Genomic DNA, 15,985 nt, shown 5'->3' on the forward strand with positions numbered 1-15,985 from the left:
CCTTATTTTTCGGGAAACGGCGAAACAAGCAAAGGACTCCCGTAGGAGTCCTCTTTCAATCATACCGCAAACACTCGATCGGGTTGAGGCGGGCTGCTTTGTTGGCCGGAAGAAGGCCGAAGACGACGCCGAACAGCATGGAGAACCAGACCGCACCCACAGCCACCCAGGGGGAGATCACCGCCGGCAACGGGGATAGGATTGCGATCAGCCCCGCCGCTCCCGCTCCCAATCCGATCCCGAGGATTCCCCCGATCACTGACAAAGTGACGGCTTCTATGAGGAATTGAACCAGGATCTGACCCCTCGTTGCTCCCAGAGACATGCGGATGCCGATTTCCCGGGTCCGTTCCGTGACAGAGACGAGCATAATGTTCATTACGCCGATACCGCCGACCACCAAAGAAATCCCGCCGATGCTGCCGATGACAATCGTCATGATATTTTGATTCCCTTGACGATCTGCTCCAGGTTCATCACCTGGTAATCCCCTTCGGTCCGGTGGTTCCGGTTAAGGATCTGGATGGCCTGGTCACCGACGGATTGAATCTGATCCGCCTTTTTCACCTGCAACGTGAGTTGGTTGATCTGGTTTTTGCCAAAGACGCTTCGCCACGTCTGATACGGCAGATACACTTCCGACTGGGTAAACGAGCTGAACACACCCTTGGGCGGTTCCAAAACGCCGATAACCCGCAGCGGCTGTTCCCCCACCCGGATCACTTGGCCCACGGGGTTTTGGTCCGGAAAAAGGTCTTCCTTCACCTTCGGGCTGATTACCGCTCCGGCGTTCCCCCGCAAAAAATCGGTCGGTTGAAACAGCCGCCCCGCCTCCGTTCCTTGATTTTGCATCTCCATAAAGGCATTGCTGTTGATCCCGAAGACAACCACCTGATCCAGCTTTTCCGAGCGGTAGTAGACATCTTTCATGTCATAGCTGGTGGACAGCACCGGGCGATCCAGACACCCGATCAGGTTCATCAACGTGGATTTGCCCGATCCGGAGGGACCCATGATAGCGACATACTCCCCTTCTTCCACTTCCAGATCGATTCTCTTTAATACAGGGACGGATAATGTACCGGACTGATACGTTTTGGTGACGCCGGTCAACTGAATCATGGGGCTTTCACTTCCGAGCCGTTTTTCAGCTCGGGATCCGGCTGCACGATCACCTGATCCCCTGCTTTTACACCGGAGAGGATCTCCACCCGTTTCCCGTCGCTGATGCCCAGTTTAACTTGCTTTTGTTTGGCCACACCCTTTTCCACCACATAGACCACCTGCTTGCCGTCTCACTCCACCACCGTACTTTGCGGAAGCGACTTCACTCGTTTCGGATCCGTCTGGATCTCGGCCATCAGACGGGAACCTAGCTTTAACGGCAGGTTGTGCTCCAGCTCAATGGTCACCGGATAACGAATCTGCTCCGACTCAGCCGATCCCTGCTTCTGGCTTTTTTCCGGCAAGTAGGCGACCTCTTTCACCCGACCCTTCCACTTTTTCTCGGGAAGAATATCCGACTGCAAAGTGACGCGCTGCCCTTTCTTCAGCTTCAGGGCATCAAATTCGGATGCTTCCGCAGTCACTTGCTGTTCATCCAGATCAGCAATCACCACCACCGGTTCCGATTCACCGCCCAATCCCGACGCCGGGTTTTCGTTTACCTGAATAACCGTTCCATCTTTCACACTACGAACGGTACGAACCGGGAGCTCATACCGAAAGAGGGCGGCACCCTCTTTCACCTTGTCGCCCGGCTTAACCCGAACCTCCCGGATTTTTTGCCCTTGATCGGCATAAATCTTCTCCTGATCCACCGGTTCCAGCGTTCCGGAGGTGATCACCGTCTCCTGAATTGTTTTCGTTTCCAAGGAAGCCACTTTTACTTCCTCAGCCTGATTATTATTTTTGACGATACCAGCTGCCACCATGCCGCCCACCAATATGGCAATCCTATCCACACTTTTTTATTCATGTTCGGCCTCCAAAGGTTCCTCAAAACATCACTGCGGGGGTCCGAAGGTTTCACCCACGGCGGCAGTTACAGCGGCCAGTGCCAGCCCCGCCGCATACAGGATCAAAGCGACGGCCCACCCTTTGCCGCGGGATACCTGGCCAATCACCGACAGACCCAGAGCGGACACCGCCAGATTCCACAGTGAGAACACTTCAATTCCGTTCAATATCCCCGATAATGCTCCTTTCGCCGAAATCAAGGCACCCAGGCTGGTCGGTAAAGATTCCGGATTGTCACCGGGTCCGGCTGTCCACAGCACAGCGACATAAACCACATTGGCCAACAGCGGAAAAATCCCCAGGTAGGTGTTCATGGAATACAGCTGTCCAAAGGTGGCCTCCCCCTGAAACAACATCATCAACAACCACTGCACCAGCGAATACAGGAGGAACAAGAGCGGGATGACGAACAGAGTAGTAACCGCGATGGTCCCCGCCATGATGGTGGCGCCGTTCTCCCCCATCACCGCCAATTGTTCCTGATACAACGGATGCTCCGCCATCTTCAAGCCTGCCAAATAAGCGACCACCGCCGATAACAGCATAATGGTGATCAATGCACCAACAAAGCGGGGCTGTTGGCGAATCCGCTCCATCTGCTTCCCCGGTTCCACTAACATCCCCCACATGGACGGTTTTTCCGCCGCTGCTGCGCGTCCCAGTTCGGCATTCACATCCATCCCCCCTGATTCATTGCAAAATCGATTGATTTTTCCCCCTGTTTACATTCCATCAAAATAAAGGGAAACCCTCCACCAAATGTACGCCTGTTTGCAGAAAAAAGAACGTTTCACTCATTATTCATACATCGTTCCATAAGCGGAGAAAAAAGGCTGCTCCAATGAGCAGCCTCTGTTTTATGACAAACCTCTTGGTTCCAGAAAAAAGAGGCTTTTCTACCCGTCGCTTCCTCTCCGACGCGGCAAGTCACAACACTTTGCTCAAAAACTCCCGGGTCCGTTCTTCTTTCGGATATTCGAAGATTTCTTCCGGCGTTCCTTCTTCCACGATGCGCCCTTCATCCAGGTAGACCACTTTGTCCCCCACTTCCCGGGCAAAGCCCATCTCGTGGGTGACGATCACCATGGTCATACCCTCCCGGGCCAGCTCCTTCATCACACCGAGCACTTCCCCCACCAGCTCCGGGTCCAGAGCCGAAGTGGGCTCGTCAAACAGCATCACCCGGGGCTCCATCGCCAAGGCCCGGGCAATGGCCACACGCTGCTTCTGACCGCCGGAGAGTTGGGAGGAGTAAGCATCCGCCCGATCTGCCATCCCCACTTTCTCCAAGTAGGAAAGAGCCAGCTTTTTGGCCTCTTCTTTTGCCATGCCCTTCACCTGAACCGGGGCTTCTATCACATTTTCCAGAACGTTCATATGAGGAAACAGGTTGAAGTGCTGAAACACCATTCCTACCTGCTGCCGCACCCGGTTGAGGTCATCCTTGCGGGGATCCACCAGTTGTCCCTGAATATAGATCTCCCCGCTATCCTCGATTTCGAGAAAGTTGAGACAGCGCAGCAGCGTACTCTTGCCGGAACCGCTGGCGCCGATCAACACCACCACATCGCTTTCATTCACCTGCAAGTCGATGTCTTTTAACACATGCACACGGCCAAAAGATTTGTTCAGCTTTTTTACCTGGATCATCAGCGGGTCCCTCCATCCACATCCAAACGCTTCTCCATCCGGTTCAGCAACAAGGTGAAGATCAATACCAGCACCAAGTAGTACAAGCCGTTAATGGCATAGGTCTCAAACTGCTGATAGTTGGCCGCGGCCTCCGACAGGGCCACGCCGTACAAATCGCTGACACCGATGTAAGCCACCAGGGAGGAGTCCTTCAATCCGATAATGAACTGGTTGCCCAGCGGAGGCAGGGAGCGTTTGAAAGCCTGAGGCAAAATAATGCGCCGCATCGCCAGCCGCTGGGACATCCCGAGGGACCGTGCCGCTTCCATCTGTCCCCGGTCGATGGACTGAATCGCTCCCCGGAAGATCTCTGCGATATACGCCCCGGCATGAATGCCCAGTGCCGCTACCCCGGCGGTAAAGCTGTCCATGTTGATCCCGATCTGGGCCAAGCCGAAGTAAAAAAAGGCGATCTGCACGATCAAGGGCGTTCCCCGAATGATGGTGATATACAGATTGGCCAGCCACTGCAGCGGTTTGATGGATGAAATCTTAAAAAAAGCAAACACCAGTCCCAACACCGTGCCCAAAATCAATGACAGGGCGGTAATCTCAATTGTGACCCAAGTCGCTTCCAAAAACGAGGACATTGTCGATCGAAAAATCTCTCCAAATCCCATGCCGTTGTATAACCCTCCCTCTCCCTATTCCATCAATGGAGAATATTTCGACGAAACCACTTCTTGCTGATCCGGTCATAGGTCCCGTTCTCTACGATGCGATCCAGCGCCTGATTGATCGCTTTCACCAACTGTGGATTCCCCTTGCGTACGGCGATCCCCATCTCATCCTGGGTTAAGGGCTTGCCCACTTTATCGATAGGCAGGTGATCGTGCAATATCGCATAATCCCCCAGTCCTTCGTCGGTGATCACCGCGTCCACCCGTCCGGTGGGCAAATCCTGCAGCGCAGTCACATCACTCGTGTATTCCTTGATATCATCGGAATACTTCAGGGCCTCGTCCTTGTAGGTGGTCGCTTTCACCACCCCGATCGTCTTTCCTTTCAAATCTTCCGGAGACCGGATGTCCCGGTTGCCTTGATCCACGAAGATTTGGGCTCCCGAACGATAATAGGGTTTGGAAAAGTCGACCGCCTTTTTCCGCTCTTCCGTAATGCCCATACTCCCGATCACAGCATCATATTTGCGGGTTTGCAACCCGGCGACAATCGTTTCAAAAGGATTGGTCACCGGCTTCGGCTTCAGCCCCATTTCCTTGGCCAGGGCCTTGCCGATCTCTACGTCAAACCCTGTCAGCTCCCCTTGTTGGCGAAAGTTGTAGGGTTTGTACAACCCGCTCATGGCGAAGGTGAGCGTCCCTTCTTCCCTCAGCTTCCACTTCCTCACTCCCTCGCTGGAACCACATGCGGTCAACATCAGCACCAACAGCAGTGTCACCACGCCACCCGTCCACCATCGTTCATTGAAAATCGTCGGCTCCCCCTTCTATCGGTTTGTACACCAAAAAATATGTAGTCACAGTCCGCAATATGAAAATCTGAAAAGAGGGAAAATTCCCCTGGTTCTATGCTATAGCAAAAAAACCCCCCGGGCAAAAGACCTTTCGGGGGTTGTAACGGGAGTGGGCCGACTCAGATATAGTCCAAAGGGATTACAGCCACATCTCGCCAAAGTCCCATCAGATACTCGAATATCCGTCCAGATCGGCTCAAATGTTGTTACATTTCGCCATACTATCTAAAAAACGCACCTAAACCGGTGCGAAGAGGCCGTGACAATCTCCTTCATATAGATGTTTGGTGGAGCTGAGCGGGCTCGAACCGCCGACCTCCTCGTTGCGAACGAGGCGCTCTCCCAGCTGAGCTACAGCCCCACGAGAAAAGCACATCCTGCGCAGACACCATCATACTACGAATACCGAGCCCGATTTGTCAAGCGCTATTATTATATATACAGCCGGATTCAGTTGAAAAGAATCTCAGCGGGGAATTGAACCGATTTCTCTCCCCGCCGTCACAATTGCCGCAATTGCGGCTTGATGGAGTAATAGTTGCTTTCCTTTTCATGCTCTTGTTCCGTATAGATGTTTTCATACAGCTGAATCAGCCGCTGTCGCTCCGACTCCCACTTCCACGTGTTTCGCGCCTTTATACAACCTTGAATAAATGGCCCCGGGTCAGCCAGCATCTCCTGTAACGCCTTGGCCACTCCGTCCGGATCCAGCGGATCGACGGATTTCCCCGCGCCGCTCTGGCGGATGGGCAGGGTTTTGCCTGGTTGAGGACTGGTCAATACCGGCACACCTGCATGGATGTATTCGTGGGTGGATGTCGGTGTCGCCAGATCACTCTCCCGAGAAGTACGGGTGTAAAAGACCACTCCGATATCCGCATGACAGGTGACAAACAAGAGATCCTCCGGCAACAGCGGCGGGTGGAAAAACACCCGGCCATCTACACAGTGGTGAAGTGCCCACCGCTCCAAGTACTCCTTCCATTCCCCGTAACCGATCATGACCAGCTTTACGTTCTCCGGCAGATGACTGACCGCCTCGATCAAAGTCTCCAAGCCCCGATTGCGAATGAATACTCCCTGATACAATACGATCTGGTCCTCCGGCTGCAGCCGGAACCGGTTGTGAAAGTATCTCTTCTTTTCAGGAAGCTCGGGCAAAACAGAAGGAACGTTGCGGATCACGACGGAGCGGAGGGAATCGTTCCGCTTGCGAAACTCCTCCTCCATCAGTTCGTTGGTTGTAATCAGGCAGTCCACATGGTTGATCCACCAGGATTCCGCCTGATAACCAACCATCTTTTCCAGCCGTCCTTTGCCGTATTTCTCCCGATACAGCTCCTGGCAGTCGTAAATGAGGGAGATGCCTTTTTTCCGTTTCAGATAGACGCCGATACTGAGGGTATTCAAGTCGTAACAATGGACAGCATCATAGGAAGCTTGTTCACACAACTCCCACACTTTTTGAGCAAACTGGCGCTGTGCCACCACATCTTTCGCCATTTTGACCACCGGGGTGCGTACCACTCGGTATACACCCTGCTTCAGCCGCTGATCCGCTTTTCGTTCGACGTAACTTTTGATGCGACGGGTGGAGATTGGGAAACGCAGCAAGCGGATTCGTTCATGCAGTTCCGGCGGAGGCTGAAGGGTGGTATGCAAGCAGGCGATGTCCACCTCCCAGCCGGCTTCGGCCAGTGCCACAGCTTCGCGTTGTACCCGGGCAGCATAGTGAATGTCTCTCATTAAAATCATTAATACACGCATGATCGCCTTCCTCGCTTTTTTTAGCTTTCAGCACTTCCGGCGCTGGTCCCTCGATGTCCACTCCGGAAATCCGGGCTTCACTTTACTCTCAGTCATTGACCGCCTACCTTGATCTTCTCCAGGGACGCGACAGCTTGGAGCAAAGAAAAGAAGCATTACAGTCTGCAGAAAAAGCAAGGTCCGCCAGTTTGTTGGCAATAGAACGTGTTCGCTTATTCCGAACACCGACACTCTCTTGTCCACTGCCACTTCCAAAAAAGACGGGGGCACAGGGGGAAGGAAGGATCTTGCGAGTCCATGATCCGTCATGTTTTCCGGGTAGACAGCCATGCCGCGTTGACGGGAAATCACCTCACCTGCCGGTATGACAATTCTCCCCCTATTCCCCATACCGGCTTTATTGTGCCGACTGTGCCGCCTTTTGGTAGGTGCTGTTGCCGGGTTCCAGGTTGGCAGCCGTCTGGAAGCACTCCGCCGCCTGATCCTTCTCTCCCAGCTTGAATAAGGTAATTCCCAGCTGGTACTGGAAGAGGGCCGTTTTAGGACTGATCTCCACCGCTTTGGCAGCGGAGTGGGCTGCGTTTTTATATTGACCGAGGTAATACTGGGCGACAGAGAGATGGTAGCGGGCGATACCGCTCTGTGGATCCAGCTGTACGGCTTTTACCAGATACTGCAGGGCTTTATTGGCCAATCCCTGGCGTTGGGCGGATCTCTCCTTGGCGGAAAGGGACTTATCCTTCCCCACCTGTTTTCGATCCTCCAAATAAATAACACCCGTCGTCAACCAATACTCGCTGCGTTTGGGATCCAGCTTGGTAGCTTTGATGGCGTTTGCTTTGGCATCCGCATATTTTCCCTGATCCAGCAGAAATACGGCCAAATCATGATAATACAGCGCATTGTCCGGCTCTCTCTCGATCGCTTGAATGATGTAGTCGATAGCGCGTTCGTACTCTTTTTGGACACCAAAAATTTTCCCTTTGTGGAAGACGTACTCGCCGTTGTCCGGATCTTTGGCGATGGCTTGGTCGATCGCTTGATTTGCCTTGTCCATCTCGTTGGCGGACAGGGCCATCATGGCCAATTGATCATACACTTCAGCATCAGGGATGCGCTTCACACCGGCTTCCAGCGTTTTGATCCCTGTGGTGTAGTCCCGTTTGGCACGGTACAAATCCCCCAGGTGCAACAAGTACTCTTTTTCTTTGGGCGCCGCCTTGACCGCTTGCTTGCCGAAGGAGACGGCTTCATCCAGCTTCCCTTCCTGATAAAACTGGACCGACTTGGCATAGGCTTTGGCCGCCTTTTCCGTCTGAGAAGCGGCCGCCTGGTCCGCCGAGGAATCCTGGGTCACGGAGTACACTACCGCCCCGCCGGCTCCGAGGAGGAGCAACACCCCTGCCGCCGTAGAAGCAATCCATACCTTGGTCTTGCGACGGTTTCCTTTTCGTTCACCGCGGGCAGGCAGCTCCCGGGAGCTGTCCTCCGTCACCTGCGGGCTGCCGGAACGGGAAGGAGTCTCTTCGGGAAGGGGTTCCGTCCGGTGCCATACGGGTTGCAACTTCTCAGTCGCATCATTGGCCTTCTGTGTCAGAGTCAGCTCTTTGGCAGCCGGCTTCGATGCCCGTTTCGACGCACTTGGTGCCGCGCCGTCCAGATCGCCGGCGGACCATCCCTCCCAGTCACCGGGCGACGCGCTTTGAGAGGTAACACGGGGCTGATCCTTTGCCGCCACCTGCTGGCTGAAGATGTCGGAAGCGATCAGGCCGGCGGTCCGGCCCGGGAAAGCTTCAGCTTTTTTTTTTAGGAGCTCGCCCCCTTCCCGCCGCATCTCCTTCTCCTTGATCCACTCCCACAGATGAGACACCGTGGGACGTTGGCCGGGGTCCAGCGACAACGCATGAAGGATAAACTGTTCCAGTTGCGGAGGCACATCCCGACGGAATGTACGAATCGGTTTGATCTGTCCTCCGGCGTCGGGACTTGTACCCGTCAGCATAATATAGGCCAATGCACCGAGTGAATAAGCATCCAGCGCTTGTACGTTCACCCGCCCGGAACCGGCAGCAGAACTTTTGGAACGGATGCCCTTCGGCAACACATTGGACGGCCCGCCGTACAGGAAGCGGACTTCATCACCTGTCAGCAGCATGTTCTGCGGATGTACCACAGTAAACTGTCCCGACTGGTACAGCTGCATCAAATGCTTGGTGATCTGCTTTACGATATGTACCGTTTTCTCCAATGAGAGGGGAACGCTCCGGTACAGATGATGAGCCAACAGCGTCCCATCCAGCCGATTGAATACCTGATACAGCACTCCCTCTTCCACAAACAGTCCCCGAAGCGGGAAAAAGGCCGATCGATCCCGCTTCAGCAACGTGTCCAGCTTGGCGTTCCGGTTGAGATAGCGCACATCCAGCGCATGGATGAACCGTGTGCGCCGCGGCGCTTCCTCTTCTCCGTCTTTCGCGCCGGATACCTGCGTATAATATAAAACCCCTTGCACAAACGGAAAAACATTTAACACTTCATATGTATCACGAATCCACTCGCCTTTCTGCCAAATCTTCATACTCCTTCTTTCTCCTTCACACACAGGATTGTCCCATCCCGGGCCAAACGCCCATCGATGGGAATCTTCGGATTTATCTGCACAAAACGGAAAAGTTTCAGACTCGATTTTTATTTGTTTGTTGTTGAGGCGAAGCCCTGCAAGACTTGCCAAAGAAGCCCGCCGATACCTCATTTTCAAACAGCTGGGATTTCCTTGCCTTTGGTTCCCATTTCCATTCACAGAAGTATGTAAAATGAACTCCTTAACAAGAAACGGACAAAACCCGCAAACTTTCGTCACCGTTCTACATATAACATCTTGCCTATTATTTTACCATGAACCCTTCAGGCAGGACACCCTTTTTTACCGCAAACCCCCTGTATTCCGGGGTTTTTTCCTTGTTGGATTTTTCCTTAAAAGAAAGAGGGGAAATGGTTTCAAGTGGAAAATGTTACATGATGATAGCAGATTTCGCTTGGAGGAAAACACCATGGCCGATCAACGCGCCGTACGTGCCGGGGTTCTGACTGGGCCGACTCCGCTTTGCCACTACCATGAAAACACCCGACCGACAGGCCGGGTGCAGGCAGGTTTATTTCGTCCACTGTTTGATGAGATCCGGGTGCTTCTCCATCCATTTGCGGACGCCTTGTTCCGGATCTCCCTTTGTATTTTCCACTTCCGCCATCAAGGTACCCAGGGTGTGATCATCCATCTCCCACTGGTTAAACCATTTCACCACTTCCGGGTGATCCTTGGTAAAGCCTTTTCGGGTCATGTAGCGGATGTTTTCCCGATCTCCGTAGACATTTTTGCTGTCTTTGAGATACTTGAGATCATATTCCGAGAAAGACCAATGCGGATTCCACAGGGTGACCACGATCGGCTCCTTATTCTTGATGGCTTTTTCCAGCTCCGACAGCATCGCCGGCTCCGAGCTCTCGATCAGGTTGTAGGGCAGCTTGTAATCCTTAATCGCTTTTTCCGTCAAACTCATCAAGCTGGCCCCCGAGTCGATCCCGACGATGGAAGGCTTCCCGTCCCGCTGAAGCTCTTTCTGGAACTTGGGTTTTTTCAGGTCTTCCATGGTGTTGATATCCTTCATATAGGTAGGTACCACCAGACCCAGGTTGGTTCCTTTGTACCACACCTCATGCAACTCCACCTGATCTTTGTACTTCTCATAGTACGGTTTGTCCGTGTTGGGAAGCCATACCTCGGGCACGATGTCGACATCCCCACTGGCCGTCCCCGCCCAAGTCGGAGCTTTTTCCAACCGGACCAGCTCCACTTCGTACCCCTTTTTCTCCAAGATGATCTTCCACATATGTGCGGTGGCGATGCTTTCCGCCCAGTTGTTATACCCGATCTTGATCGAGCCTTTGTCGTCTCCCGCCTCCAAGTTCATTTTCTCTCCCCCGATCCCGTGATACAAACCGATGACGATGGCGTATATAACAAGGAGAATAATGAATTGCGTCCGCCGCTTTTTCATTTCCACTCAACTCCCCTGAGCATGTTCCCGTCAACGTTATGTAAATCGGCGGGGGATGTCAAATAGGGTGAAGCGGGGATAGAGCGTATGCCGTAGAGTTAGAGTGGAATAGGTGAGGGAAGGTAGCGGGTTCGCAGAATGGCTGAAAGGACGAGGATGTCCCAAACAAATCCCCCGCATCTGTGGGTGCGGGGGAATCTTCTTCACTGATTCAGCATGTCGTTCCCTTTGCGTTCGATTTCCTCTTCCCGTTGACTGTGAATCTTCGTCATCACATCCAGGATCTGCTGGTCCCGTTTGCCCCTGTAGTCATCGATCTATTTTATAGCGGAGCGCAATCTGTCTTAGGTGGAGGCAACCACGTCCATAGATGGTATATGCGAAACATCATTAATGAATTCGATTTGCTTAAACAGTTGAAACAGTGGAGGTAAGTGTTTATATAAGCTGTGTGCTTGACTTAATTCCATTCACCTCTATAAATTATCTAATTCTCACACACTCCCTTATTAAATCCATAATCTTATCTGCAGCATTCAAAATCTCCATTTCTTCTTTTTTGTCATACAATTTACATGCAGACACCATCACAGGGTATATATCTACAAATAAATCTACTGCTTTTTTTGGTATACAATGTTCATCTGACCACTCTTCTGCAAGTGTCTCTAATATATTAAATACTTTTTCCAAGTTATTTTTATTTAACCCATCACCAAATCTAAGGGATATTAACAACCCTTCATCACCTACTAAAAGTTTCTCCAGCATGTCAATTTTATTTTCCATACTAACCCTTTCTTTCTACAAGCTATTTCAAAAACATGATCTTCCAATGTAGAATCAAAGTATGAGTACGAGACACGAGCTAACCGACGAACAGTGGGCTGTAATTGAATTGCTTCCCAAACCAAAATCCGGTCCCGGCCGTCCACCCGCCGATCCGAGAAAAACCCTGAACGGGATTTTATACGTGCTGAAAACGGGATGTGCCTGGGCGGATTTGCCCCGGTAGTACGGTTCTCCCACGACCTGTTGGCGACGGCTGAAAGAATGGTCGGAAGACGGAACGTGGGAGCGAATTTGTCGTGCCTTGCTGAGCCAATTAGATGCCGAAGAAAAAATCGAGTGGGTTCAAGCCTTTCTGATGGCAGCCTTGTCCCCGCTAAAAAAGGGGAGATGGGATTGGAAAAACCAAGGTGGGTAAAGGGACCAAAGTGATGATTTCGGCTGATGGCAACGGATTGCCGATTGGTTTACATCTGGACAGGTGCACAGCACCATGAAATTCGATTGGCGGAACCGACCTTGCAAAGCATTCGTGTACCGAAGAAAAGGGGGCGTCCCTGGACACGTCCCAAGGAACTGGTCGCTGATAAAGCCTACGATAGCCGTTCGTTCCGCAAGAGTTTTCGGAAGAGGGGGATCAAGACTACCATTCCTTCCTTTGACCGAAACAGGAAAAAGCCGCGACGAGGTCGACCGATTCACGTAGGGCAGGGATACCGTCGCCGTTGGATCGTTGAACGTTGCTTTGGATGGATGGATAACTACCGTCGGTTGGTCGTTCGATATGAGCGTTATTTACATATCTACAAAGCCTTTTATTTGGTTGCACTTATTTTATGGTGCGTAAATCGAATTTTGAAATAGATTGTATTGATAAACACGTTTACCCAAAAAGCCATTTTACGAAGCCATATTGCTTGGCGCAAAAGAGTTTTACAAACATTGCATCCTATGTTTCGGTCCAAACTATGCAGATTATGATTTTGCTTTTAAACAGATTAAAGAAATAAATGAGGTTTCCAAGTTAGTGCTTTACTAAAATTAACAAATATTACTGTCAGGTGAAACTGCTAACCTGCTGCCTTTTTCAACAGCCTCCTTTTATTGAGTTAGTATTAATGAGGTGATATCAATATGTCTTGTAAGCTTAAAGAAGCTTTAGATGATCTTTGGGGAGGTATCATTAGGAATTTTGAATTCGATTTATACAAGTCAACAATAAAAATGGACATCGTAACAATTGAAAAAGCAATTAAAAATGAATATCTCCTACTCTTTAAGAACGTAACAGCACTATATTTTAGTAATCCATTGTTAAAAAATGCTCTTAAAATTAAAAACGTAATAGATGATGAAAAGGAGGAAGAAGGATTTTATTTAGAGCTCACCTCTATTTCATTTGAAAACAATGAGTTAGAAATGAATTTAAAAGTTGATAACAACTGGTTCCGGCAATACAAATCACAACTTAATTTTGTAATAGAAGTTGGGGATAGTGCTTTATTGATTGAAGCTGATCAAATCGTTATTAATGGTCACGTATTTTAATAATTTGCTCCACTTATATGAAACAACAAAAGCCTGTACAGACGTGGAACTCTCCGAAGCCCTTTATCAGTTATCCGAAAGACAATAGCGTACCTATGAATGTCTATAACCTTATAGAACAAATCATCAAAGAGCTAGATGGAAATGTCGAAGACCTTTATTCAGGGTTGAAGGAGCCTTAGAAGAATAAATCCTTTTTTGAGACGGTAAGTACCAAGTGCACCCAGAATGGATTGGAGGTGAATTGTATTGGGTTATTTCAAAGTTTATATTTATTACTGGGTCGGAACCCCCAAGTACTAAGTTCATAATGATATTCTGTTCTTTCAACACAGATTCCAAAACTCAAATCATCAGTAACCAAATTTATCTCCTCTGCGTTCTATAATATATTTTTTCTTACCGCTAATGCCATTAAAAATAATCTAATTGCCTACATAAGAGACTAATTGATTAAAAGGGTGTTGTGTTATAATGGCTGGATTTATTTCTTGAACTTCCTTAAGTAATTTTTTCGCCTTCCGATCTAACTCTGCTTTAAATTCATTATAAATTGGTAAATCTTCATCGTAAAATCCTAAAGTTTCATTATCAAAACACAAACAAAACTGACCTTCTAAATCTGGATAACCTCTTTCGTTCCATGATTTTTTATCCATTTCTTCTAATTCTTCATATTCTTTTTCGCTAATCCTATACTTAATTTGAAACACAAGATTCACTCCCTTCACCTAATCATTTTCTTCCCACTATCAACCAATTCATCGACTATCCTCTTCTCCTCTAAAGGCTTTTCTCCTGCTTTACTCTCTTAGACCCTTATCCAGCTTCCTTAGATCGCTGACAGCCCTAGTTTTACACCCTTGACCACATTTCCTGCGGGAATAATGGACACACAGCTGAGTCCTTGCTCACCGAGTTCCATCTGATGGCCTTCCATCACTTTACCAACCCGACACATCATCCAGGATGAGGAAATCTTCTGTTTTCTTCACTATATATCCTGTATCCTTTAATACTTGACCGGATGTAACGTAATCCTTGGCTTGACCCCAAAATCCTTGATCCTTTTTTGGCGGAAGTGGAAGTGGCGGACTGGATGGTTTGTTTGACCCTTGATCCGGCTTCTTTCTGGGCGAGGAGCTGGATTGTCATCTGGGCCATTGTCAGTGCTGCAACACTTAGCTTACAGCTTTATATATATAGTGGATATACAAATAGACTGATTATTTTTCCTTACTATGAAATAAAAGTTGAGCAAATTTATCCCATTTATTAGTCGATTTGTAGAGCAACTTGAGCAGCCTTTTCTATACAATTACTTCTCAATAAATCTCGAATTTGATTTACTTCCACTTCCCAATCCGGACCACTGTGTATATCAACATAATCTACAAAACTTTCTATTAAACGTACATTCATCGGATTTAACTCAATTGCTCTTTGGTATACCTCAAACATGAAAGAGGTACTTAAATACATTAGATCACTAATATCTTTGTTTATTGCTTCGATAATTACATCTGGATCTGTTTCTTTTTTGATTTCCTCTTTTAATACATCGTATAATTTTTGAATATCTTTTTCTTTTTCTGGCTCATAATTTTTGTGTAGAAAAATCAATTTTTCAAAAAGGTCAGGAATGTAGCTCACAAATTTTCCACTCCCTGTTGCGTGAAGACGATTATAACCATGTCCAGATTTCTATGTCCACCAGCTTCAATTTCTCTTATAAGCTCTTTTCCTGTACCCCGAGTATTTTTAATATTAGTTTTTACTCGCGGACAAGCACATGCCGCCTTTTTGCCCTTCCGAGCAAGGTCATCTAGCTTGCTCTTCCCGGCAGATAGCGCATTCCCACCTAATTTACCAGCAATTTTGATGCCCTTAGCTGGTTTAAATACAACCATTCCGCCCCGGAGTAAGCACTCAAAGGGACCTGGTTGGGATGGTATGTGGGTACAAACTGCATGCCATTGTCTGTCTTTTCGGGGTTGCTTCTTCTATGTGTTAATCACAACACAAAAGACCTATATATTTACTACTGCTATTCTAAAGTACTATTTTAGACCTAACAATATTCAGGCGCTTGGAAACCAATATTTACTGTGCAATAATAGAAATTGTCTCAAATACGTATTATTTGGAGGAGGTCGAGTATGGATTGACGATAAACTGGAAAAAAGTCTGGCTCATTATTTTGATTGTTATCTTGTCTTTTGCGGCTCTGATACTTCTATTCTTTCAAACGTTTGGTTTCTACAGGGTGTCGGGTACCAGTATGGAGCCTTCTTTGAAAAACGGCGGCACCGTTACTCTGTTAAAGTGGGATCATAGTCCAAAACCAGGAGAAATCATTGTCTTTAGTCATGGCTCGTATCACTTCATAAAACGCGTAGTCGCCATTGAAGGAGATACGGTAGAAGGAAAAAACAATACCGTTTATGTAAATAAGAAACCGTTAAAAGAAGAGTATCTTAAAACAAAACCGAGTTTTCAAGATTTTGGTCCGGTAAAGGTACCAGAGAATGCCGTGTTTGTTCTCAGCGACAACCGCACAAACAGCCTGGACAGCCGAGATATGGGACCCATCGTCAAAGATAAAATTCGTGGAGTCCTCATTGCGTACTAAAAAAAAGGA

Annotated in this window: 20 protein-coding genes and 1 tRNA gene; 4 read left to right on the forward strand and 17 right to left on the reverse strand. The window is 49.0% G+C overall.

What is annotated here, in order from left to right; translation table 11 throughout:
- Positions 1 to 55 precede the first annotated feature (55 nt).
- The 13 genes from IEW70_RS11920 to IEW70_RS11980 all read right to left on the reverse strand — a co-directional run bounded on the left by IEW70_RS11920 (position 56) and on the right by IEW70_RS11980 (position 11,796).
- The gene (locus IEW70_RS11920) at positions 56 to 439 is read right to left on the reverse strand and encodes an ABC transporter permease (protein WP_188648149.1); all 384 of its coding nucleotides are present in this window, start codon (positions 437 to 439) and stop codon (positions 56 to 58) included.
- On the reverse strand, positions 436 to 1,122 hold the full coding sequence (locus tag IEW70_RS11925; protein ID WP_188648150.1) for an ABC transporter permease: 687 nt from the start codon (positions 1,120 to 1,122) through the stop codon (positions 436 to 438). Before IEW70_RS11925 ends, IEW70_RS11920 begins: the two co-directional genes overlap by 4 nt.
- Positions 1,119 to 1,283 carry a permuted SH3 domain-containing protein gene (locus IEW70_RS11930; protein ID WP_505712053.1) on the reverse strand — a complete coding sequence of 55 codons (165 nt, stop codon included), beginning with the start codon at positions 1,281 to 1,283 and terminating at the stop codon, positions 1,119 to 1,121. Before IEW70_RS11930 ends, IEW70_RS11925 begins: the two co-directional genes overlap by 4 nt.
- Before the next feature lie 12 nt (positions 1,284 to 1,295).
- Complete coding sequence (locus tag IEW70_RS11935; protein WP_229751966.1) at positions 1,296 to 1,934, reverse strand: efflux RND transporter periplasmic adaptor subunit; 639 nt, start codon at positions 1,932 to 1,934, stop codon at positions 1,296 to 1,298.
- 72 nt (positions 1,935 to 2,006) lie between these two features.
- A complete protein-coding gene (gene yknW / locus IEW70_RS11940) occupies positions 2,007 to 2,693 on the reverse strand; it encodes a YknW family membrane protein (protein ID WP_188648153.1) in 687 nt (228 codons plus the stop codon).
- A 253-nt stretch (positions 2,694 to 2,946) separates the two neighbouring features.
- On the reverse strand, positions 2,947 to 3,669 hold the full coding sequence (locus IEW70_RS11945; RefSeq protein WP_188648154.1) for an amino acid ABC transporter ATP-binding protein: 723 nt from the start codon (positions 3,667 to 3,669) through the stop codon (positions 2,947 to 2,949).
- Positions 3,669 to 4,331, reverse strand: coding sequence for an amino acid ABC transporter permease (locus IEW70_RS11950; protein ID WP_188648155.1), 663 nt, complete (start codon positions 4,329 to 4,331; stop codon positions 3,669 to 3,671). The genes IEW70_RS11945 and IEW70_RS11950 overlap by 1 nt, the downstream gene beginning before the upstream one ends.
- Before the next feature lie 32 nt (positions 4,332 to 4,363).
- The gene (locus IEW70_RS11955) at positions 4,364 to 5,089 is read right to left on the reverse strand and encodes an ABC transporter substrate-binding protein (RefSeq protein ID WP_188648246.1); all 726 of its coding nucleotides are present in this window, start codon (positions 5,087 to 5,089) and stop codon (positions 4,364 to 4,366) included.
- 381 nt (positions 5,090 to 5,470) lie between these two features.
- Positions 5,471 to 5,546 (reverse strand) — tRNA-Ala (locus IEW70_RS11960).
- 140 nt (positions 5,547 to 5,686) lie between these two features.
- Positions 5,687 to 6,952 carry a glycosyltransferase gene (locus IEW70_RS11965; RefSeq protein WP_188648156.1) on the reverse strand — a complete coding sequence of 422 codons (1,266 nt, stop codon included), beginning with the start codon at positions 6,950 to 6,952 and terminating at the stop codon, positions 5,687 to 5,689.
- A gap of 397 nt (positions 6,953 to 7,349) precedes the next feature.
- Positions 7,350 to 9,530, reverse strand: coding sequence for a tetratricopeptide repeat protein (locus IEW70_RS11970; RefSeq protein ID WP_188648157.1), 2,181 nt, complete (start codon positions 9,528 to 9,530; stop codon positions 7,350 to 7,352).
- 574 nt (positions 9,531 to 10,104) lie between these two features.
- Positions 10,105 to 11,007 (reverse strand): glycine betaine ABC transporter substrate-binding protein, encoded by a 903-nt coding sequence (locus IEW70_RS11975; protein WP_188648158.1) that lies wholly within the window; start codon positions 11,005 to 11,007, stop codon positions 10,105 to 10,107.
- Between the two features lie 483 nt (positions 11,008 to 11,490).
- On the reverse strand, positions 11,491 to 11,796 hold the full coding sequence (locus IEW70_RS11980; protein ID WP_188648159.1) for a hypothetical protein: 306 nt from the start codon (positions 11,794 to 11,796) through the stop codon (positions 11,491 to 11,493).
- 61 nt (positions 11,797 to 11,857) lie between these two features.
- Here IEW70_RS11980 and IEW70_RS11985 point away from each other — a divergent pair, with 61 nt between their 5' ends.
- From IEW70_RS11985 to IEW70_RS11995, 3 genes are all read left to right on the forward strand, one after another.
- Positions 11,858 to 12,022 carry a transposase gene (locus IEW70_RS11985; protein ID WP_188648160.1) on the forward strand — a complete coding sequence of 55 codons (165 nt, stop codon included), beginning with the start codon at positions 11,858 to 11,860 and terminating at the stop codon, positions 12,020 to 12,022.
- Between the two features lie 218 nt (positions 12,023 to 12,240).
- Positions 12,241 to 12,660 carry a transposase gene (locus tag IEW70_RS11990; RefSeq protein ID WP_229751961.1) on the forward strand — a complete coding sequence of 140 codons (420 nt, stop codon included), beginning with the start codon at positions 12,241 to 12,243 and terminating at the stop codon, positions 12,658 to 12,660.
- A 270-nt stretch (positions 12,661 to 12,930) separates the two neighbouring features.
- Positions 12,931 to 13,344, forward strand: a complete 414-nt coding sequence (locus IEW70_RS11995) for a YxiG family protein (RefSeq protein ID WP_188648161.1) — start codon at positions 12,931 to 12,933, stop codon at positions 13,342 to 13,344.
- A 259-nt stretch (positions 13,345 to 13,603) separates the two neighbouring features.
- On the opposite strand, the gene IEW70_RS18675 is transcribed toward IEW70_RS11995, so the two are convergent.
- The 4 genes from IEW70_RS18675 to IEW70_RS12010 all read right to left on the reverse strand — a co-directional run bounded on the left by IEW70_RS18675 (position 13,604) and on the right by IEW70_RS12010 (position 15,254).
- On the reverse strand, positions 13,604 to 13,708 hold the full coding sequence (locus IEW70_RS18675; RefSeq protein WP_444543240.1) for a YxiF family protein: 105 nt from the start codon (positions 13,706 to 13,708) through the stop codon (positions 13,604 to 13,606).
- Between the two features lie 61 nt (positions 13,709 to 13,769).
- A complete protein-coding gene (locus IEW70_RS12000; RefSeq protein ID WP_188648162.1) occupies positions 13,770 to 14,057 on the reverse strand; it encodes a hypothetical protein in 288 nt (95 codons plus the stop codon).
- Positions 14,058 to 14,619: 562 nt separating this feature from the next.
- Positions 14,620 to 14,997, reverse strand: coding sequence for a hypothetical protein (locus tag IEW70_RS12005; protein WP_188648163.1), 378 nt, complete (start codon positions 14,995 to 14,997; stop codon positions 14,620 to 14,622).
- Positions 14,994 to 15,254, reverse strand: coding sequence for a hypothetical protein (locus tag IEW70_RS12010; protein WP_188648164.1), 261 nt, complete (start codon positions 15,252 to 15,254; stop codon positions 14,994 to 14,996). The genes IEW70_RS12005 and IEW70_RS12010 overlap by 4 nt, the downstream gene beginning before the upstream one ends.
- A gap of 254 nt (positions 15,255 to 15,508) precedes the next feature.
- Here IEW70_RS12010 and lepB point away from each other — a divergent pair, with 254 nt between their 5' ends.
- Complete coding sequence (gene lepB / locus IEW70_RS12015) at positions 15,509 to 15,976, forward strand: signal peptidase I (RefSeq protein ID WP_188648165.1); 468 nt, start codon at positions 15,509 to 15,511, stop codon at positions 15,974 to 15,976.
- Positions 15,977 to 15,985: the final 9 nt, after the last annotated feature.

Origin of the sequence: Marinithermofilum abyssi, from assembly GCF_014641195.1 — a bacterium.
In the GTDB taxonomy this organism is placed as follows: Bacteria; Bacillota; Bacilli; order Thermoactinomycetales; family DSM-45169; genus Marinithermofilum; species Marinithermofilum abyssi.